The sequence below is a fragment of the Yersinia sp. 2542 StPb PI genome, from assembly GCF_048593855.1.
Classification (GTDB): domain Bacteria; phylum Pseudomonadota; class Gammaproteobacteria; order Enterobacterales; family Enterobacteriaceae; genus Yersinia; species Yersinia enterocolitica_E.
This window is the reverse complement of sequence record NZ_JAZGQA010000014.1, coordinates 1-19,206: the sequence shown is the minus strand read 5'-3', so window position 1 is coordinate 19,206 and position 19,206 is coordinate 1. Positions and strand designations below refer to the sequence as shown.

Genomic DNA, 19,206 nt, shown 5'->3' with positions numbered 1-19,206 from the left:
ACTTTGGGTATATCTTTTCTTATTGAAAGCAGCAAAGCTTAAGTTGCGACCATGCACAACCACCGGGCATCACCTTATCAGGGTGATGCCCGTGGGGATAATCAGGCTTCAGCCTGATTATCCGCCTGGACTGTATCAGCTTTGTTCTCAGCCACATCAGGTTGTGGCTGATGCGTTAATTTAGACAAGATGCTGGCAATTGTCTGACGCATCACCGGGCGGCGAACGATCATGTCGATAGCGCCTTTTTCAATCAAGAACTCACTGCGCTGGAAGCCCGGCGGCAGTTTTTCCCGAACGGTTTGCTCAATAACCCGTGGACCAGCAAAACCGATTAAGGCTTTTGGTTCTGCGATATTGATATCACCCAACATTGCCAGACTGGCGGAGACGCCACCCATGGTAGGGTCCGTCAGCACAGAAATGTACGGCAAGCCACGCTCTTGCATTTTAGCCAGAGCAGCACTGGTTTTTGCCATCTGCATCAGTGACATCAATGCTTCCTGCATACGAGCACCACCACTGGAGGAGAAGCACACCAACGGGCAATTATCTTCCAGCGCCTGCTCAACTGCACGCACAAAACGGGCACCCACTACTGACGCCATTGATCCACCCATAAAGGCAAATTCAAATGAAGCGGCAACGATCGGCATCCCTTGTAAGGTCCCTTTCATGGCAACCAAAGCGTCTTTTTCGCCGGTATCTTTTTGTGCGGCAGAAATGCGATCTTTATACTTTTTGGAATCCTTAAATTTCAGGATATCCTTCGGCTCCAGTTCGCTACCCAATTCAACTTCACTGCCCGCATCCAGTAGCATATGTAACCGTGCACGGGCTGTCATACGCATGTGGTGATCACACTTAGGACAAACTTCCAGATTACGCTCTAACTCGGCACGGTAAAGCACCTGACCGCAACTGTCACATTTCGTCCACACCCCTTCAGGAATACTCGCTTTACGGGTTTGTGTAATATTGCTTTTGTTAAGAATTCGTTCAATCCAGCTCATCGATGACCTTTCTGTTTGAACCTGGCTGTTGCCAGTCCGCTGTTCATGCTTTAACCATCTCCCTGAAAACATCCCAACAAAAAATGCCTGAGATACACGCCATTACAACGTGGCTAAGGCACAGGAACTCGGGTTGTCCGCAGGAACAGACCATAAATGTCACTCATTAAACCATATTGGCTCGACAGTGTAGATAAAAAACTGGTCGAACCCACGGCTTAGGTAACGTTTTTACTGATTTTTTTGCCGTGATTGCGCGCGCCGATGCCGCCATACCTCAAATACACCCGGCAAAATTGACACCACAATAATGGCAACGATTAGCAATTTCAGATTGTTCTGCACGATAGGTACGTTACCAAACAGATAACCAGCATAGGTGAATAACAGCACCCATACCAACGCCCCAATCACGTTATAAGCCGCAAAGTGGCGATAAGACATTTTACCCATTCCGGCGACAAACGGCGCAAAAGTGCGGATAATCGGGACAAAACGTGCCAAAACAATCGCTTTACCGCCATGTTTTTCGTAGAACTGATGGGTTTTTTCCAGATAACTGCGGCGGAAAATTTTGGAGTCCGGGTTACTGAATAGTTTCTCTCCGAACACCCGCCCAATGGTGTAGTTAATAGCATCGCCCAAAATAGCGGCGGTAACCATCAGTGCCACCATAATGTGCACATTGATATCATTGGACGGTAATGCTGCCAACGCACCGGCCACAAACAGCAAAGAATCCCCTGGCAGGAACGGCGTCACCACCAGACCGGTTTCACAGAATAAGATCAGGAATAAAATGGCGTAAACCCAAACCCCATACTGCGCCACCAGCTCCGCCAGATGGACATCAATATGCAAAATAAAATCAATAACGAAACGTATAAATTCCATAAATACTCTCAAATGGTAAACATACTTGTGCTTTGAGTGAGTGAGATTAGCTGAACTTCCTTAGGTATTCCTTAGCCCAAGGCGACCTCACTCATCAATGTAGAGAAATCAGTCGTCTGCCAAAAAAAGGGGTCCCATTGGCGCTGTTGGTAGCGCAAAGCGTTCGGGGTAATCAACCGCGACTAAATACAACCCTTCGGCTTTCGCTGTTGCCGCAGCACGTGATCGGTCTTTCAGTGCCAGCAACTGGGCCATCCAGTTGACATCCTGATTACCAGCGCCAATCTCAATCAAGCTACCAACAATATTACGTACCATATGATGAACAAAAGCGTTGGCCTTGATATCTACCACGATATACGCGCCATGTCGGGTAACTTTGACATGTTTTACATTTCGCCATGGGGTACGCGACTGGCACTGTATCGCACGAAACGAGGTAAAATCATTCTCGCCGAGTAAACATTGCGCCGCTCGTTCCATTTTTTCAGCATCCAGCGGCAGGTAGCAATGAGTTACCCCTTGCGCCAACACCGCTGGACGATAGCGATGGTTAAAGATGATATAGCGATAACGGCGGGCAGTAGCGCTGAAACGGGCGTGAAAATCGTCATCCACTGTTTTTATCCAGCGCACGGCGATATCAGGCGGTAAATGGCTATTGACCCCCATCGTCCAGGCGGCATCTTTACGCACCGCCGAGGTGACAAAATGCACCACCTGCCCGGTGGCATGTACGCCAGCATCAGTGCGCCCAGCACAAAATACGCCAATGGATTCATCGGCAACTTTTGACAAGGCAGCCTCCAGGCAAGCCTGCACACTGGCAACCTCCAACTGCCGTTGCCAGCCGAAATAACGGCTGCCGTTATATTCAATACCCAGCGCAATTTTTATACCGGCCGTTTCAGCCACTATCTCTTGTGGCTGAGTCAACTCAAGTTCGGACATCAGTACAGTTGCTCCTGCAACAGGCGCTCCGCCGTTTCAATTGCCATCAATGCGCCACCAAAACGAATGTTGTCGGCCACTGACCAGAACTGCAACACTTCGGGAATGCCATAGTCATTGCGGATACAACCAATACTCAAAACATCACTGCCAGAGGCATCAGTGACTTGTGTTGGGTAATCATCTTCTTCTGATAACTGGATATCGTCGCAATTTTCCAGCTCACTGCGAGCGTCCTCCGCGGAGATCGGGCGCAAGGCTTCCAGATGAACCACTTGTGCCTGACCGTAAAATACCGGTGATTGAATGCAACTCACCGAGATAGGCAAGCCATCATCTTGTAAGACTTTACGCACCTGCTCCACCAAGCGGCGCTCTTCGCGCACACTGCCCTCTTCATCCGCCAGCAGCGGCAACACGTTAAATGCCAATTGCTTAGCGAAAACACCTGGCTCAGCAGGAATACCATTTAACAGCTTGGCGCTTTGACCGGCCAGATCGTCCACAGCGGCCTTGCCATGGGCGGAGGCTGAAATCAATGCAGTGACATGCACGCGGGACAAGCCAGCCTGTTCCGTCAGTGGTTTAATCGCAGTCAGCAACTGGCTGGTCAGGCTATCAGCTACCGCCACAATATTGCGATTGCGATATTCTGCCAGCACCTGAGGATTCACACTTGGCACCACCAGCGGTACATCCAGTTCCATCGCGAACAGGCCACTGCTGTCGATAACCAGGCAACCGGCATTCGCTGCTTCTTCCGCATAGAGTTGTGAGGCTTCGCGCCCGGCAACAAAGAAAGCTAACTGCGCCTGAGACCAGTCAAATTCAGCAACATTTTCAACCAGTAAACTTTTACCATTAAAGCGCACAGAAGCACCGGCGCTGCGTTCGCTGGCCAGCGGATACAATTCACCAACCGGGAACTGGCGCTCATTTAACAGCTCCAGCAAAGCTTCACCTACTGCGCCCGTTGCTCCTAACAGAGCAATATTCCAGCCGTCAGACATGTTGGTTTTCTCCACTAACGTTCATTAAATTACAAGGGTTCATTCAGATACTAAGATCGATTGAAAGAGAAAGGCGGTAAAAAAACCGCCTGACAATCAATAAATTAACGTTTATACCGCGTTTATAATAACTGTGTACTAAAGCCTAATTTCTGCAACAGTTCAGCACTGGCAGCATCATCGCACTGCACGCAGAGTGATGACCACTCACGGCGTTCCTGATAGTGCTTACGCAGCCGATCAAACTCACCGGGGATACCGGCCACATGGCGCAGTGGCGCATCATCGCGGCGCACATCATACACCAAGTGCATCAATCGTTTTAATTTGCCTTCATCCAACGCACCGTTAAGTCTCAAGTGGCTAAACTCCGGTTGAGGCAACAAAGAAGCTAGCTCTACCGACTGCGGCTGCCCCAGATGTTGACTAAAAGCTTCAAACACTTGTGTGGTACCACGAGCTTTACCCTCCAGCGTATAGCCGGCGATATGTGGCGTCCCGATATCAATCCGCCCTAACAGCGGCAAAGATAATTCCGGTTCCGGTTCCCATACATCCAGAACCACGCTGAGTTTTTTACCTTTTTCCAACGCACCAAGCAGCGCGGCATTATCCACCACGGCTCCGCGGCAGGCATTAATCAGAATACGGCCATCCGGCAAGGCTGCCAGTAATTCATCATCCGCCATGTGCAGGCTTTGATAAGGGCCGGTTTTATTCAACGGCGTATGGAAAGTGAGAACATCTGCCTCTCGCACCAGTTTTTCCAGCGGCCAGAAAGTGTCGTTATCACCTCTGTCTGCTCGTGGTGGATCGCACAGCAAAGTCCGCACACCAAGGGCTTGTAGCCTGGTATTCAATCTGGCCCCGACATTCCCCACCCCAATAATACCGACGGTTTTGTCACGCAATTGGAAACCATCACGTTCGGCCATCATCATCAGTGCGGAAAAAACATATTCCACAACCGCAATGGCATTACAACCGGGAGCTGCGGAGAAACCGATTCCCTGTTGCTGTAGCCAGTTATCGTCGACATGGTCGGTACCGGCGGTTGCCGTTCCCACAAAGCCAATTGACGTGCCTTGCAGCAACGCCTCATTCACTTTGGTGACCGAGCGCACCATCAGCGCATCTGCACCAACCAGTGCTTCACGGGGGATTGGCCGCCCCGGCACTGCCTGTACCTCACCTAAACGCCGAAATAGCACATCTGCGTACGGCATATTCTCATCAACCAGGATTTTCACTTTATTCTCCGGCAGCTTACTGCCCTATAGATGAAAAGCAGGGACTTAGTATATACCCAAAGAAGTTGGAGTTGCAGCCAACCCCCTACAGCTTCAGGATGAAGACGATCCCCAAAATCATTGGCGTTGCAGGTAGGCGGCAAGCAAATAAACCCCGATGAGCTGACTCAAGTCAGTGATTCGGGTGCGTGAGCGTAGCCAACACCCCTGTGGCGTCAAGGATGAAGACGATCCCCAAAATCATTGGCGTTGCAGGTAGGCGGCAAGCGAATAAATCCCGATGAGCTGACTCAAGTCAGTGATTCGGGTGCATGAGCGTAGCCAACACCCCTGCGGCGTCAAGGATGAAGATGATCCCCAAAATCATTGGCGTTGCAGGTAGGCGGCAAGCGAATAAACCCCGATGAGCTGACTCAAGTCAGTGATTCGGGTGCATGAGCGTAGCCAACACCCCTGCGGCGTCAAGGATGAAGGGGATTACTGCGACGAAAACGCTCCGGCGTAGTCCCTGCAATTTGCTGGAACATGGCGATAAAAGCTGATGCGGAGCTATACCCTACATCCAGTGCGACACTTTGCACGGTTTTACCCTTTTCTAACAATGAGATCGCATGTAAAAAACGCAGCCGCTGCCGCCATTCGCTAAAAGCCATACCCAGTTCTTGTTGGCAGCGGCGCGATAACGTCCGCTCGGTGGTATAGACCCGCTTAGCCCACTGCGCCAGCGAGGTATTGTCCGCCGGGCAGCGCTCTAGCGCCGCCAGAATAGGTGACAGTAATTTATCCTGTGAGGTGGGCAGATAGGTGCGCTGTACCGGTGACAACCTGAGCTGATCAATCAATACGTGGGCTAAGCGCATATCTTGCTCGCTTTCCGGCATCAATAAACCACGGGAGAAGCAATCTTCCACAATGGTATTAAAGATTGGACTGACATTAATCAGGCAAGCTGATAGCGGTAACTCATCACACAGCGTAGGTGCAATATCAATGGCACGAAATTGCATCGGCTTACGGTTATGGCTGGAGTGCTCCATGCCGGCCGGTATCCAGACACTGAATTCAGGGGGGGCCAGAAAACGCTGCCCGCCGATACTCATCGCTACCACACCTGACTTTACGCAGATCAACTGCCCGTAAGGATGGGTATGCGGCAAAAACTCAGTATTGGCATTAAAGGCCTCACAGCGAAAGGAAAGGCTCAGTGGCACGGTCGTGGCAACCACCGGGAAAGAGGGTTCTGCCATCGTGAACTGTCTCCTGTAAAAAATGATTCCTGCCGAGATTGTCCTAATCGCAGCAGTTATTGTCTGATTTTCAGTATATAGAATAAATCAGACAACTGTAGACTACGTCACATGTTATTTAGATGAGAATTATTATCATGAATATGTTATTCCCCCTGTTCGCGGTGATCATCTGGTCCATCAATGCCGTGGTCAGTAAGGTCTCTGCCACCGCAATTGATCCCGCCGCCATCTCGTTTTATCGCTGGGTGCTGGCGTTGCTAACGTTAACCCCATTCTTGCTGCTGGGTGTTATCCGCAATTGGCGGGCAATCCGCGTTTATTGGTGGAAATTGATGATATTGGGGATGCTGGGTATGGTGCTGTACCAAAGCCTGGCGTACTACGCGGCTCACAGTGTTAGCGCCCTGTTTATGGGGATTCTCAGTTCGTTAATTCCCTTACTGACTGTGCTTATTAGCATTGTGGTGTTACGTGTCGCCCCCACGGTAGGCATTGCATTAGGTAGCGTGCTGTCATTAGGGGGGCTAGTGTGGTTGGTTAGTGCAGGTAACCCGGCACAACTGTTGCAACATGGTATCGGCAAAGGCGAATTGATGATGTTCGGCGCATCGGCATCCTATGCGCTGTATGGCGTATTAACCAAACGCTGGGCGATTCAATTACCCAACTGGCAGTCCCTTTATATGCAGATCGTTTTCGGCGTGGTGCTGTTATTGCCTAATTTCCTGATGGCCTCAGATGTGCAATTGACGGCGCAGAATATTCCATTGGTGCTATTTGCTGGGATCCCAGCCTCAATTATTGCGCCTTATTTGTGGATCCACGGTGTGATGCGGTTAGGGGCAAATACTGCGTCGATATTTATGAATCTGACACCGGTATTTACCGCCATTATTGCCGTGGCCTTCCTTCATGAGCAATTACACAGCTATCACCTGATTGGCGGGGGTATCACGCTGGCTGGGGTGATATTAGCTCAGCGCCTGCGCACCCCATTGCGAAGAGCGGCGGCGCAGTAAAAATAAGGTAGCGGCGTATATTCTGCGCGGCTACCCCCTGCCCTTTTTTTATTCCGCGCTAACCGCCACCATTGCTGCTTGAGCTTTATCTTTACGATGCAACATCAACACCCCCAGTAATACCAGCGCGCTGCCCAACAATTGGGAGGGAGAGAGTGTTTCACCCAACAAGAAATATGCAATCACCGCAGTGAAGACCAGTTCCAGCGTTAATAGTAGGCTGGCCACCGCCAAAGAGAGTGTTTTCAAACTGAGATTAAACAGGCCAAACCCTAGTAACGTTGGACCGGCGGCTAAAATTAACAATAGCCCCCAACCAGACCATTGAATGCCATTAGCTCCATGGGATAAGAAAAATAGATCACCCACCATTGGCTGTAACCCAGGCAATGGAAACCACAGCAATAACTGATTAAATATCAGTTGGTAGATGGCGGAGAAACCAAAGACGTAAAGAATAGTGTTCCAGACCGGATAACGGCGTTCAGTCGCAATGCGCCCAGCCAGAGTATAAAAGCTGTAACCAATACCGGAGGCCAATCCGATAAATAAGCCAACAAAATTAAAGTCTGATGCAGTAATATTCAGGCCATCGCTGACTAAGAAACAACCCAACAGGCTGATAATAATAACCAGTAATTCACGCCAGCCCATATATTCGTTATAGAAAACCCAGCCGAGAAACACGGTAAAACCGATTGAGCAATAGACCAGAATGGTGGAGATCGACGCACCGTTTAAAGCGACAGATTCAGTCCACAGCCCATTAAAGACCGCCAGCAATAAGCCATACGCCGTATAGAACTTTAGCTGGCACCCGCGTAATTTGGCCCATTCCGGTTTGGTCAGAAGTAAAATAGGTAATAACACCATGGCGACCAGTGCTGCCCGCCAGAAAGCCAATACCGAAGTGGGTAGATGATAATGCGCCGTGAGGATGCGAATTATGATGCCGGTAAAACCCAACAACATGGCACTAATGATCGCCAGCAGATAGCCTTGTCGTTTGCCACTAAACCCGCCGTTGCCCGCCCCGATAGAGCCAAATGCTGATGGGAATAAATCTGCCGGAATCGCCATAACAACCTCATAACTACTTTCAGGATATTAATCAGATAGCGATTGTACCCCCCATGTTCTCGGCCACCAGAGCCACTTTCCCACTGATTGATACAGGCCACTTTTTTCCTCTTGAAGCCTTGTTAACCTTGAGTATAGTGACAATATATTATCCACAGTGAGCCACTTTTGGTCGGTGAGACATGCATATTCCGTTAGATCGCCAGCAAGACATTCCACTGTATCTACAAATCGAAGAGGCATTGCGCCGTGCTATTCTCAGTGGGGTGTTTGCTGATGGCGACAAACTGCCCTCAACCCGCACCTTGGCAGCAGAATTATCAGTGAGCCGCCTCACAGTGGATAATGCTTATGCCGAGCTGGCGGCGAAGGGGTTATTACAACAACGTCGCGGCAGCGGTGCCTATGTCTGTCACCTCTCGCCGCCGCCAAGCCATCCGCATCCACGGCTACATGGTGAGTTCCCACTGGATCGTTTTACCACTGTCACCTCAAGGCTGGACGGGTATGCCGATATCCCCTTACCGCCAGATACCATCAATTTTGCTGCTGGCATCGGTAGCCCCAAAATTTTCCCATTGGATGAATTCCGCCAAATCTTGCATTCAATTCTGCGCCGCCATGCTGAAGAAGCATTCAGTTACGGCGATTACTGTGGCTATTATCCATTGCGCGATACACTCAGCCGCATTCTATCCGCACAAGGTATCCCAACACGGCCAGAGCAACTGTTGATAACCAATGGTTCGCAACACGCCATCAGTCTGATCAGTCAATCACTGCTGGCCCCAGGTGATAGTGTGCTGGTAGAAGAACCCACTTATGCCGAAGCATTAGCCCTGTTCCGCCTGCATAAAGTGAATATTATTGCTCTGCCCAGCGACCAACAAGGCATGAATCTGGCGACCCTGCCTGCGCTGTTAGCCAGGCATCAACCGAAACTTATCTATTGCATTCCCAACTTTAATAACCCCACCGGACGCTGTATGAGTGAAGAGCGCCGCCATCAGTTAGTGCAAATAGCCAGAACTGCTGGGGTGCCGATACTTGAAGATGATTATGTGGGTGACTTGCGTTACAGCGGCAAAAAGCTGCCTTCGCTGCGCTCACTGGCAGCCGCGGGTGAAGTTATCTATGTCAGTACTTTTTCCAAAATGTTACTGCCCAGCATGCGCATTGGTTATCTGGTGGCAGACGCGCCCCATTACATCCAACTGGCGCGCTTAAAGCATGTTGACAGTTTTACCAGCTCGAACCTGATCCAACGGGCGTTGGATGCATTTGTCACAGTCGGGCGCTATGACAAACAACTTCGTCGGGCTTGCCGTTTGTACCGCCAGCACCGTGATGCCATGGTCGATGCCCTCCAGCAGACACTGCCGCTCGGCTGCCAGTTTGAAGTTCCTGATGGGGGATTATTTATCTGGCTACAATTGCCAGCAAACGTGCCAATGACTCAATTAATGCCGCTGGCGTGGCAGGCGGGGGTCACTTTCGCTAAAGGTGGCGGGTTTTACCGCGAAGAGTCAGATGGAGAGTTCACCCTACGTTTGAATTTTGCCGCTAATTCGCCCGAGCTGATTAGCCAAGGAATAGCCAGATTAAGTGCGGCGATTAGTCAGTGCCAGGCATAATATTAATCAAAAAAACGCACCACCAAAAGTCAGACTGAGTCCAACGTTTGGCGTGCGTTTCACTGTGGCGTTGGCTAAACAGCGTTACCTCAGAACGAGGCCAGCCATAAACGCAGTTTCATCCCCCAATAGCTGCTCCATCCGCTGGTATTTTGTACCATCTTGCCTTGATAAAGGATCACTAACGTCGGTGTAACACTGACTTGCCACTGCGCTGACAACTCGCCGCGTGGGTCATTTATCACCGGTAACCGGTAGCCTTTTTTGGTCAGCCAGCGCTCAAGCTGTGGTGCTTCACCAGAGCGTAGCGCCACTGTCATCACATTCTCGCCCTCCTGCACCAATTGATTGACACTGGGACTGGTGAATTTACACACGCCGCACCATGTTGCCCAAAAATAGATGAGCAACGGTTTGTCCTGGCTCATCGCCTTTAGCGAGACAGTCTGGCCCTCCAGGGTTTGTAATGACACATCGCCCCAATCAGCAGGTACCTGCGGGCTACGCAACCAATCCATCCCCAAAGAGACCACCGTGACCAATACCAGCAGAATAACCAGCTCTTTACCCCACCGCTTCAAGCGACTCATTTACCCGCCTTAGCCAGTTGCTGCTTCACTATCTCCTCCAGTTGCTCATAGGAAATAGCTCCTGGGATTATCTGATTACCAATCAAGGTGGCAGGTGTGCCTTGGATACCCAGTTGATCCGCTAATTTCAGGTTGGTACGCAACACATTCAAGCTCTGCTCGCTTGGTGCTACCGGCGTAACACCGGTTTTTTTCTGCGCCGCGGCAATACTGTCAGCATCGTGGAAACCTTTTTTCGCCATCAAGCGCTGATGAAATGGCAGAAATTGATTCGGATGTTGTTGCCACAGTGTCAACGCCAACCGTGCACTGGTCACCGAGCTTTCCCCTTTAAACGGTAGCGGTTTTATCACCACCGCCACTTGCGGGTACTCCTTCACTACCTTTTCCAGCAACGGATCAAAAGTTTTACAAAATGGGCAGTTGTAATCGGTAAATGAAACCAATGTCAGGGCTGGAGTTGCAGCCCCAAAACGTGGGCTGCCAGGGTCTTGGAACAGCGCCTGCTTATTGGCGGCGATAAATTGATCCATTTGCTGCCCTTGCGCTTCATTAGCTTGCTGCTGCAAGGCATTGATAGATTGTTCAAGAATGTCTGGATTGGCGACCAGCGTTTCACGGATTAACGCTTTAATCCGCACTTCCTGCTCCGGCGTAAAGGGTGCAGCCGCCCACAGTGACGTCGAGATCAGCGCTAACAACACAACCATGATAATTTTCATTCTTTATTTCCTTTAGCATCGGCCAAAATTTTTAATAACACGTCACGGTCCAACAGTGGCGAGAGCACCACACCCTGCGGTTGCTGTGGCCCATAAATTTGATTAAATGGGATTGCGACACTGCCGCGCTGGCGCAAAAACTCAGTAATATCAGCAGAAGGTCGCGTCCAGTCACCGCGTAACGCCACCACGTCAGGCGCTTGCAACGCCTGCTGTACATCGTCACGCATCAGGACGTGTATTTTGTTAACTTTACAGGTCACACACCAATCGGCAGTGACATCGACAAACACCCGCTTATGCTCCATCAAGGCTTTCTTAATGGCTGATTCAGTTAATGGCTGCCACGGGATGGTGTCATGTAGCGGTTTGCGCCACAGATTAGCCGTCAGCGAACCCGCCAACAGTAATCCGCCGATAATCAACACCCCGATTAAGCTGACGATTGCGGCAACACGCACGCCATAGCGCCAGCCAATTGCCAGTAATAGCGCTAACAGCAACACTCCGCTAATCACCATCACCAGTGGTGAGCCAATATGGCTCACCATCAGGCTCAGTAACCACAGACTTGATGCCAGCATCAGCACCCCCATTCCGATACGCAGACGGTTCATCCAACGACCTGGACGGGGCAACAACAGCACCAATCTAGGCCATAGCGCCACCGCCAACCACGGCAGGCTCATGCCAACCCCCAGGGCGGTAAATATGCCCCACAGCGCCGGTAAAGGGGCGGCCAGTGCAAAGGCTACCGCCGTCCCCAGAAATGGCGCGGAACACGGGGTTGCCAGTAGCGTCGCCAATGCGCCCTGTCCAAAGTGGCCGGCCAAACCGCGAGCCCCCGCTTGCTCCACACGAGGCGCAGCAATACGGCTATTGAGCGATGAGGAGAGGTTAATTTCGAACAAGCCGAACAGGTTGGCCGTAAAGAGTGCGGTAACCAACACCATAAAGCCGATAAACCAAGGGCTTTGGAACTGAATTCCCCAACCAAGGGCATGATTACCTAAGCGCAAGGCGGTCATCAGTAATGCCAACAACCAAAACGAAGTCACAATCCCAGCAGACGATGCCAGAAACTGCCAACGGACCTGACGGCGGGTTTGCTGCCCAGTCTGCAAAATCGACCCCAGTTTCATGGCAAGGACCGGAAGCACACAAGGCATCAGATTAAGAATAAATCCGCCCGCCAGCGCCATCACTATCCAAGACCAAAAACGAGTGGAGGATTGCGGTAAAGTGAGCGCTTGCCCAATGGTCACCGTGGCCTCTTGCGCCAGACCCGCATCAGTAATCACCATCGTCAGGGGTTTACCACGTAGATCCCCCACGCCCTCCCCCCAACCATCAGTCGCAGGAACCCGTACCGATAACTGATTACCCTGCACACTGACCAGCGGTTTACCGAGATCCACGTCCGCCAAGGTATCGAAGAACAACTCGGGCTGTTGCCAACCTTCGTCACGCACCGCCAGAATTTGCACCTCGCCATGGCCAAAACCAGCTTGGATCTGTTGGGTCAGGGCATTGGCAATGGGTACCTGCCCCATCGCCTGGGCAAAATCATGTTGGAATTGCTGTTGGTTTTCGCCACTTAACGGCGAGGAAAGATCGATGCTAAACGGGTAGTCAGTCAAAATGCAGACATTGCTACAGGTCGATAGGGTCAAGATGCCACTTAGCGTTTTGGGTGCCTTAGCGGAAATGACGATCGGCAGCATGGCCTGCTCGTGATAGCCCTGAGTAGAGATACCAGAAACATCAAACCGTTGTGGTACAGGCCAGTACCATTTTACCGCGTCAAGAGCTGTGCTCCAGGCAATGGTCGGTGCAATGCCCCCTTCACCCGGTGAGCGCCAATAGGTTTTCCAGCCTTTCTCCAGTTGAACGGAAAGTAACAGGCGGGTTTCACCGCTCGTTGAAGGTTCGGCACGAATCCGCACCTTAGCATGTGAGTTTTGTGGGCTGACCAACCAGCCGCTGTCTGCCGCCCAAAGGGTGGGCATCCATAGCAGTAACAGACAGAACAACGCTGTCTTGCTTAAATTGAACATGATTCTTCTCCAGAAATAGATTAATCACAGCAACCCAAAGGGGTGCCGTAGTTATGCCAAAAGCATCTCTATTCCCGGAAAATGCACAATCGCAGATGCACCCTCAAACGGCTGGGTGATATCACTCGGGGTGGCGGAAACCTCATGCGGGTCGGGATCACCGGCCCCAATAGCAAGAGTAATAAACCCAGAGAAAAAATCGCTAATTCGAACAGAACAGGCGGGGATGCCAACAGGGATTTGGCACTTAGCTCACAAGGGGTGGGAGCCTCATCAGCATCGGCAGCAACCTGTGATGATGATGTCTGAAGGAGGTTTTTTTCCAACGCGTGCAGGCTGGCGATGCGTTGTGTCATACAAACTAATATGACCAGGCAAGCCAGGCAGAGGAACCACTTTGCCGCGCGCTGTTGTTTAACCATTATTGGTGTTTAACCATTATCCGTATTTAATCCTGACCCGTATAATTCATCAGTAAAATTGATAAATTAGTCTCATTCAAGACCGAGCGCCCATCTTAGCGGCATAATCAAGATTATCAATGTCTGAACTTAAACAATCACTCAAAGTGACATTTAATTACAAACGTAGTTAACAAAAAAACATAATCTGACGGTATGGGTCGCCCACATTTGCGCGTATCATATTGGTAGCCTGCATCTATTGCCGGGTACTTTATGAATTTCCACAGTATCGCCTCCACAGCGAAGGACCGGTTATATGCAACCTTTGAACGGCCCAAGTGTGCCGATTGCCAATGATCGCAATGTCGCACCGACCAAAATACCTCATCAGGGCCAAGTGGAAGATCAGGCACTTACCCCTGCGCAACGCACTACGCTGGAGAAGTTAATTGTGCGGATCATGGCCCTTAGCCCAATCAAATCTGCCGAGATCTGGGCCGGTCTGCGTCATGATTTATCCTTGGGTAGCACTAGCGACTTACTGGCACGCCACTTCCAGCCCGCTGAGCAATTGCTGCAAATCCGTCTGGCGCAGGCACAGGAAAATCATGCCAATCACCAGTTGCGCCAACAACTGACCGAACTGCTGCCTCAAGGCAATAACCGGCAGGCGGTCAGTGATTTTATCCGCCAGCACTTTGGTCATACTGTATTAAGTCAGTTAAGCCATTCAGAGTTACAACAAGTTCTGGTGCTGCTGCAATCCGGTACACTGAATATTCCACAGCCACAACTGGCAACAATAACTGATCGGCCGTTACTGCCTGCGGAGCATCAGAATATTCAATCGCTAGTAGCAAAACTTAGTGCCGCAACCGGCGAGCAACCGGCCAAAATATGGCAGGCATTGTTTGATATGGTGGGGGTAAAAAGTAATGATCCGTTACCTGCGCGCCATTTCCAGATACTCAGCCAGTTTTTACAGACCAAAGTGGCACTCAGCCAGCAAACAGCACCTACATTGGTTAACTTGCAAACCGCGTTGAAACAGCCCGCTGATGCGCAGGAACAACAATTATTAATTGATTACAGCCAGAGTCGCTTCCAGGCCAGTCCCACCACGCCTCTGACGCAAGCGCAGTTGAACGACATTATCAATGTCCTGTTTACCGCCAGATTGGATCGGGCCAATGCAGCCCAACGTTTAGCAGAAGACCAAAAAATTCTGCAACCAGTGATTAACCCGCTAATTGCCGCCTTACCCCAATCATTACAGCCATTGTTGCAAAAACCGTCACTGGCATTTGTAGCGCTGATTATAGTGATGGTCTTTTTGTTGGCTATCTTCTTCTAATGACAGATGTCGGCTCAGGTTATTTCCCGCTGAGCCGCGCCTGTGACTACCATAATAACCACCAGCCAACCAGAGCACTCCACAACAAAAATGGCAGTGAGTAAGCATGGAATTTTAACCAAATGGCCGGCTCTGCCGCCATTCTCAGCGCAATTAAATTAGCCATAGAACCCAACGCAAAACCAAAACCACCAATATTGACCGCATAAGCCACCAGCGCGCTGGAAGGCAGATAATTAAGCAGCAATATTGTGGCGGGGACATTACTGATCAATTGCGATAGGCCAATAGCCAAAATATAGGCGGCAGCCGTAGACAATGTTTTGATTTCACCGAACAGCGATTGTAAAGCAGGTAATTCCGTCAGTAGGCGCACGTCAATAAACATCGCCATAAAGACCACAATCAAGCTCCAGTCAATGGCCAGTAACACCCGCCGCGCCAATAGCAATAAACCGGCAAAAACGATAAGTAGCCCATAGCCTGCCCAGCCCAAATCCACGCAGATAATAAAAATCACATACAGCGCCAAACAACTCAGCAACAGGCGGAACTGGTAAGGATAAATCGGGCTTGAGGCCTGTTTCTTTATTTTACGCGCCGGGAAACGCCACCATGTTACCGCTAATAATGTCAGCAGAATAATGGCTGCTAAAGGTGCCATTTGGCGGGTAAAACCGATAAAGGAGAGTTCGGAACGGCTCCATAACAGAATATTTTGTGGATTGCCGATCGGTGTTAATAGCGACCCGGCATTGACTGCCAGCGCCGAGAAAATGATCAGACGAGAAACCGGCAGAGACGATATTTTTTTCAACGTCAAAATCAGTGGAATGATGATAAATAGCGCCACATCATTGGTTAGAAAGGATGACAACAGCGCCGCGGCTAAGACTAAAAACAGCGCCAAATGCCGCTCGGTGTGAAGTGTATTAATAATCTTCCGACCAATAAAATCGAAGTAACCGCTGACCTCAACCCCTTTAGTCAGTAGCATTAATCCCAATAAAGTAACAATGGTGGTCCAGTCAATAAACTGTGGAAAGGCGATAATTTGGGCCGGCATTAAGACGGTTAACCCTATCCCCAAAATCAATAGAATATGTAATAGACGATCTTCCAGAAAAGGTCTGAATAGTGTTTTTACTGCTCGCTGAGTCGTGGCAAATAATGTCATCAGAAAATCTACAAATGGCCTGGGGCTGACAAAGAGAGATTACGTTAGCGTAGCCTATCATTTTATGCCAGCCCCTATTATCTACTGGCTGCCGCACCCTGCGGCGAGGTAGTGTGAACTTAACTTTGCGTGTTGTGTTTTATCGCTTTTCTGAAATCATCCATTGAACAGAACCCGTTGGCATCAATAGGACAGCCCTTAATTTCCAGCGTGACACGTTTTGGTGGTGCCTGAAGGGTCAGCGGCGTCTTATTACGAATTTGCTCAGTCGACAGATAGATATATTCGATCTTCATCATATCTTTATTCTGTTTCGTATCTTTCCAACGCTCAAATACCACTTTGCCGCTGATTGGCGTTTTCTCATATTGGTCTGGCAATTGGTACTCTTTAGTCTTAAGGGCTGCCAACAATGATGCAATATTAGAGTCATGCCCAACCAATACCGCCAATTTAGCTTTCTGCGCCGCTAATTCATTAGGCGTTTTCTCACCGACGGGATCAAGAGCAGCACTGATAAAACCGACTAACTTCTCAGCCGCATTATCCGCAATGGCAGGAGAACCAAATAACGTCTCATGGTAGAGATTTTTGATATCGATTAATTTACGCCACTCTTCCGCTGACTGAATCCGTCCCCAGGCCACATCTTTAATCGGAAAACCCTCGTAATATTGCAGCATAAACGCATCTGATGCACCGGTACCTAACTTTAACGGGCCGGTAATGCCTGGCTCTTTATTTTGTACCAATACAATATTGGTTGGCTGGGTACTCCAGTCACATTTCTTATCCGTTAAACAGGCGGGTGATTTTTTATAATCCAATACGCGGGAAAGTAAGTCGTAATTAGGCTGTAAACGTTTATTCAGCCCTTCGACCCCACCCGGCCCGGCGTGTTGATTAATCGATGCCAAGGCTTTTTCTTTAAATTCTGGTGTGACATCTAGCGTGATGATCGGATTAAAAACCGGATCCATTTTGCCGATATCTTTTTGGTGCGCCACTGGCACATTACAACCAGGGAAAGCGCCGAATAAGAAATGCTGCGCGGTACCAATGGTCCTTGGCAAGCTGTTAGCATAAGTAAATACGGTGGTATCTGCCGGGCATCCTGCCGCTTTCAGTAATTTGGCATTAACCAGCCACTCGCGGAAATACCCCCCCATCATCGCCTCAAGCTCTGCCCCTTTCGGTGTCAGATACCCCCCTAGGGTGGTCCATTGTGGCCATTTATCGGGTGTCGCACTGGAAAGCATATCGCCATAATTAACTAAAGGTGCGCGTATACCATGCCGGCTCATCACCAACACTTGTTCAAGTTTATAGTTGTCACTTTTATCCTGTGCTACAACATGGGTTGACGCTGGCAAGAGTAGCGCTAATAGTGTCAGGGTGTATGCCGTCTTTATTTTTATCATCCTAATCTCCGTCATCCTGTTGATGGTAATAGTGTAAAAATAGATAGAAGAATAAATAGATTTTTCTATTGCTACAGATTTGTTACAACAAACATGATAGACAGAGATAACAGCTATAGTCGGAGTCTTGTCACAGTTCCGCTAATTGCTTCGTTACAACGTATCCGGGTGTTTCCGCATCGTTAAACTCTTATCCATACTCAGTGCTGATGTTTGCATAGGAATAAACTAATGAAAATTTTGGGTCTTATTGGCGGAATGAGTTGGGAGTCAACCATCCCTTATTACCGGATGATTAACCAGCAGGTTAAAGAACAACTTGGCGGTTTACACAGTGCCAAAATCATTCTCTACAGTGTCGACTTCCATGAGATTGAACAACTTCAGGCCAAGGGTGACTGGGAAACCGCAGCACAGTTGCTGTCTGATGCCGCCGTTTCATTAAAAAAGGCCGGGGCTGACGTCATCGTGGTATGCACCAATACTATGCACAAAGTGGCTGATGACATTGAAGCGGCCAGCGGATTACCGTTATTGCATATCGCCGATGCCACTGCCGCACAAATTAAGCAGCAAGGGATCAATAAAATTGGCTTATTGGGTACCCGCTACACCATGGAACAAGATTTTTATCGGGGACGATTGACGCAAAAACACGGTATTGAGGTGATTACCCCCGATAGTATCGATCGCGAGATTGTTAACCGTATTATTTATGAAGAGCTGTGTCTGGGCGTTATCAGTGAAACTTCCCGTCAGGAATATCGCCGCATTATGGGCAAATTAGAGCAGCAAGGCGTACAAGGGATTATCTTTGGTTGCACTGAAATAACATTGTTGGTTAACGCACAAGACGCGAGCGTGCCGGTATTTGATACCACCGCAATACATGCCTGTGCGGCCGCAGAATATGCACTGAAATACTAATAGTGATTATGCCCCATGTCCCAATGGCAGCAGAGCTTAACACCGCTTACTCCGGCCTCCCTTGCAAGGCTCAGCAATAGGCCGGGTAATAAAGGCTGCTACATCAATGCGCCATTACGTTCGAAGAATATCAACCGCTAATAATATTCCGGCCCGCCGCTTTTGAGTTATAGAGCATTTTATCTGCGCGAATTAATAGTTGTTCCTGTGCTTCATTTTGCCCCAGCTCCACCACACCTAAACTCATTGTCACATTGATACTCCCTTCCACGGGCATGGTTTCGATACGTTGCCTGATTTTCTCGGCGATACATTTAGCCTCATTTAATTGCGTGTTAGGTAACACAATCATAAACTCATCGCCGCCCCAACGGCCTAAAACATCAATTTCCCTAATATTATTCCTAATTACATCAACAATATGCGTCAAGGTTAGGTCCCCAACAGAATGGC

At 49.6% G+C, this 19,206-nt stretch carries 18 protein-coding genes; 4 read left to right on the top strand and 14 right to left on the bottom strand.

From position 1 onward, the window contains the following. Positions 1 to 101: 101 nt before the first annotated feature. The 6 genes from accD to V1952_RS03615 form a co-directional block, all read right to left on the bottom strand. Positions 102 to 1,013 carry an acetyl-CoA carboxylase, carboxyltransferase subunit beta gene (gene accD / locus V1952_RS03640; protein WP_420074326.1) on the bottom strand — a complete coding sequence of 304 codons (912 nt, stop codon included), beginning with the start codon at positions 1,011 to 1,013 and terminating at the stop codon, positions 102 to 104. 231 nt (positions 1,014 to 1,244) lie between these two features. Further along, on the bottom strand, positions 1,245 to 1,907 hold the full coding sequence (locus V1952_RS03635; RefSeq protein ID WP_083158234.1) for a DedA family protein: 663 nt from the start codon (positions 1,905 to 1,907) through the stop codon (positions 1,245 to 1,247). Positions 1,908 to 2,015: 108 nt separating this feature from the next. Continuing rightward, positions 2,016 to 2,858 carry a tRNA pseudouridine(38-40) synthase TruA gene (gene truA / locus V1952_RS03630; protein ID WP_372559489.1) on the bottom strand — a complete coding sequence of 281 codons (843 nt, stop codon included), beginning with the start codon at positions 2,856 to 2,858 and terminating at the stop codon, positions 2,016 to 2,018. Next, positions 2,858 to 3,868 (bottom strand): aspartate-semialdehyde dehydrogenase, encoded by a 1,011-nt coding sequence (locus V1952_RS03625; protein WP_420074325.1) that lies wholly within the window; start codon positions 3,866 to 3,868, stop codon positions 2,858 to 2,860. Before V1952_RS03625 ends, truA begins: the two co-directional genes overlap by 1 nt. A gap of 122 nt (positions 3,869 to 3,990) precedes the next feature. Next, positions 3,991 to 5,118, bottom strand: coding sequence for a 4-phosphoerythronate dehydrogenase PdxB (pdxB, locus tag V1952_RS03620; protein WP_420070934.1), 1,128 nt, complete (start codon positions 5,116 to 5,118; stop codon positions 3,991 to 3,993). Positions 5,119 to 5,579: 461 nt separating this feature from the next. Beyond that, positions 5,580 to 6,365 (bottom strand): AraC family transcriptional regulator, encoded by a 786-nt coding sequence (locus V1952_RS03615; RefSeq protein WP_372559492.1) that lies wholly within the window; start codon positions 6,363 to 6,365, stop codon positions 5,580 to 5,582. A gap of 137 nt (positions 6,366 to 6,502) precedes the next feature. Between V1952_RS03615 and V1952_RS03610 the strand changes: the two genes are divergently transcribed. Then, positions 6,503 to 7,387, top strand: a complete 885-nt coding sequence (locus V1952_RS03610; RefSeq protein WP_372559493.1) for a DMT family transporter — start codon at positions 6,503 to 6,505, stop codon at positions 7,385 to 7,387. A 48-nt stretch (positions 7,388 to 7,435) separates the two neighbouring features. On the opposite strand, the gene V1952_RS03605 is transcribed toward V1952_RS03610, so the two are convergent. Continuing rightward, positions 7,436 to 8,467, bottom strand: coding sequence for a DMT family transporter (locus V1952_RS03605; protein WP_372559494.1), 1,032 nt, complete (start codon positions 8,465 to 8,467; stop codon positions 7,436 to 7,438). A gap of 182 nt (positions 8,468 to 8,649) precedes the next feature. On the opposite strand from V1952_RS03605, the gene V1952_RS03600 reads away from it, so the two are divergent. Then, positions 8,650 to 10,101, top strand: a complete 1,452-nt coding sequence (locus V1952_RS03600) for a PLP-dependent aminotransferase family protein (RefSeq protein ID WP_420070932.1) — start codon at positions 8,650 to 8,652, stop codon at positions 10,099 to 10,101. Between the two features lie 89 nt (positions 10,102 to 10,190). Here the strand turns inward: V1952_RS03600 and V1952_RS03595 are convergent, their stop codons facing one another. From V1952_RS03595 to V1952_RS03580, 4 genes are all read right to left on the bottom strand, one after another. Then, positions 10,191 to 10,691 (bottom strand): protein disulfide oxidoreductase, encoded by a 501-nt coding sequence (locus V1952_RS03595; protein WP_372559495.1) that lies wholly within the window; start codon positions 10,689 to 10,691, stop codon positions 10,191 to 10,193. Beyond that, positions 10,688 to 11,413, bottom strand: coding sequence for a DsbA family protein (locus V1952_RS03590; RefSeq protein ID WP_372559496.1), 726 nt, complete (start codon positions 11,411 to 11,413; stop codon positions 10,688 to 10,690). The genes V1952_RS03595 and V1952_RS03590 overlap by 4 nt, the downstream gene beginning before the upstream one ends. After that, positions 11,410 to 13,470, bottom strand: a complete 2,061-nt coding sequence (locus V1952_RS03585; RefSeq protein ID WP_372559497.1) for a protein-disulfide reductase DsbD family protein — start codon at positions 13,468 to 13,470, stop codon at positions 11,410 to 11,412. The genes V1952_RS03590 and V1952_RS03585 overlap by 4 nt, the downstream gene beginning before the upstream one ends. A gap of 68 nt (positions 13,471 to 13,538) precedes the next feature. After that, positions 13,539 to 13,892 (bottom strand): copper resistance protein, encoded by a 354-nt coding sequence (locus V1952_RS03580; RefSeq protein WP_372559498.1) that lies wholly within the window; start codon positions 13,890 to 13,892, stop codon positions 13,539 to 13,541. Between the two features lie 298 nt (positions 13,893 to 14,190). On the opposite strand from V1952_RS03580, the gene flk reads away from it, so the two are divergent. Next, positions 14,191 to 15,228, top strand: coding sequence for a flagella biosynthesis regulator Flk (flk, locus tag V1952_RS03575; RefSeq protein ID WP_372559499.1), 1,038 nt, complete (start codon positions 14,191 to 14,193; stop codon positions 15,226 to 15,228). A 46-nt stretch (positions 15,229 to 15,274) separates the two neighbouring features. Here the strand turns inward: flk and V1952_RS03570 are convergent, their stop codons facing one another. Beyond that, positions 15,275 to 16,405 carry an SLC13 family permease gene (locus V1952_RS03570; protein WP_420074324.1) on the bottom strand — a complete coding sequence of 377 codons (1,131 nt, stop codon included), beginning with the start codon at positions 16,403 to 16,405 and terminating at the stop codon, positions 15,275 to 15,277. Positions 16,406 to 16,524: 119 nt separating this feature from the next. After that, positions 16,525 to 17,826, bottom strand: a complete 1,302-nt coding sequence (gene agp, locus V1952_RS03565) for a bifunctional glucose-1-phosphatase/inositol phosphatase (RefSeq protein WP_420074323.1) — start codon at positions 17,824 to 17,826, stop codon at positions 16,525 to 16,527. A 231-nt stretch (positions 17,827 to 18,057) separates the two neighbouring features. On the opposite strand from agp, the gene V1952_RS03560 reads away from it, so the two are divergent. Then, positions 18,058 to 18,753 carry an aspartate/glutamate racemase family protein gene (locus V1952_RS03560; protein ID WP_372559502.1) on the top strand — a complete coding sequence of 232 codons (696 nt, stop codon included), beginning with the start codon at positions 18,058 to 18,060 and terminating at the stop codon, positions 18,751 to 18,753. 130 nt (positions 18,754 to 18,883) lie between these two features. On the opposite strand, the gene V1952_RS03555 is transcribed toward V1952_RS03560, so the two are convergent. Beyond that, on the bottom strand, positions 18,884 to 19,206 hold a 323-nt coding region (locus V1952_RS03555), incomplete at its 5' end, for a GGDEF domain-containing protein (protein WP_420074322.1).

Coding starts and splice junctions, on each gene's coding strand:
- V1952_RS03570 (WP_420074324.1), bottom strand. CDS start 16,405: ATGACATTATTTGCCACGACTCAGCGAGCAGTAAAAACACTATTCAGA.
- V1952_RS03615 (WP_372559492.1), bottom strand. CDS start 6,365: ATGGCAGAACCCTCTTTCCCGGTGGTTGCCACGACCGTGCCACTGAGC.
- V1952_RS03560 (WP_372559502.1), top strand. CDS start 18,058: ATGAAAATTTTGGGTCTTATTGGCGGAATGAGTTGGGAGTCAACCATC.
- V1952_RS03600 (WP_420070932.1), top strand. CDS start 8,650: ATGCATATTCCGTTAGATCGCCAGCAAGACATTCCACTGTATCTACAA.
- V1952_RS03590 (WP_372559496.1), bottom strand. CDS start 11,413: ATGAAAATTATCATGGTTGTGTTGTTAGCGCTGATCTCGACGTCACTG.
- flk (WP_372559499.1), top strand. CDS start 14,191: ATGCAACCTTTGAACGGCCCAAGTGTGCCGATTGCCAATGATCGCAAT.
- V1952_RS03585 (WP_372559497.1), bottom strand. CDS start 13,470: ATGTTCAATTTAAGCAAGACAGCGTTGTTCTGTCTGTTACTGCTATGG.
- truA (WP_372559489.1), bottom strand. CDS start 2,858: ATGTCCGAACTTGAGTTGACTCAGCCACAAGAGATAGTGGCTGAAACG.
- V1952_RS03610 (WP_372559493.1), top strand. CDS start 6,503: ATGAATATGTTATTCCCCCTGTTCGCGGTGATCATCTGGTCCATCAAT.
- V1952_RS03625 (WP_420074325.1), bottom strand. CDS start 3,868: ATGTCTGACGGCTGGAATATTGCTCTGTTAGGAGCAACGGGCGCAGTA.
- V1952_RS03595 (WP_372559495.1), bottom strand. CDS start 10,691: ATGAGTCGCTTGAAGCGGTGGGGTAAAGAGCTGGTTATTCTGCTGGTA.
- accD (WP_420074326.1), bottom strand. CDS start 1,013: ATGAGCTGGATTGAACGAATTCTTAACAAAAGCAATATTACACAAACC.
- V1952_RS03635 (WP_083158234.1), bottom strand. CDS start 1,907: ATGGAATTTATACGTTTCGTTATTGATTTTATTTTGCATATTGATGTC.
- V1952_RS03605 (WP_372559494.1), bottom strand. CDS start 8,467: ATGGCGATTCCGGCAGATTTATTCCCATCAGCATTTGGCTCTATCGGG.
- V1952_RS03580 (WP_372559498.1), bottom strand. CDS start 13,892: ATGGTTAAACAACAGCGCGCGGCAAAGTGGTTCCTCTGCCTGGCTTGC.
- agp (WP_420074323.1), bottom strand. CDS start 17,826: ATGATAAAAATAAAGACGGCATACACCCTGACACTATTAGCGCTACTC.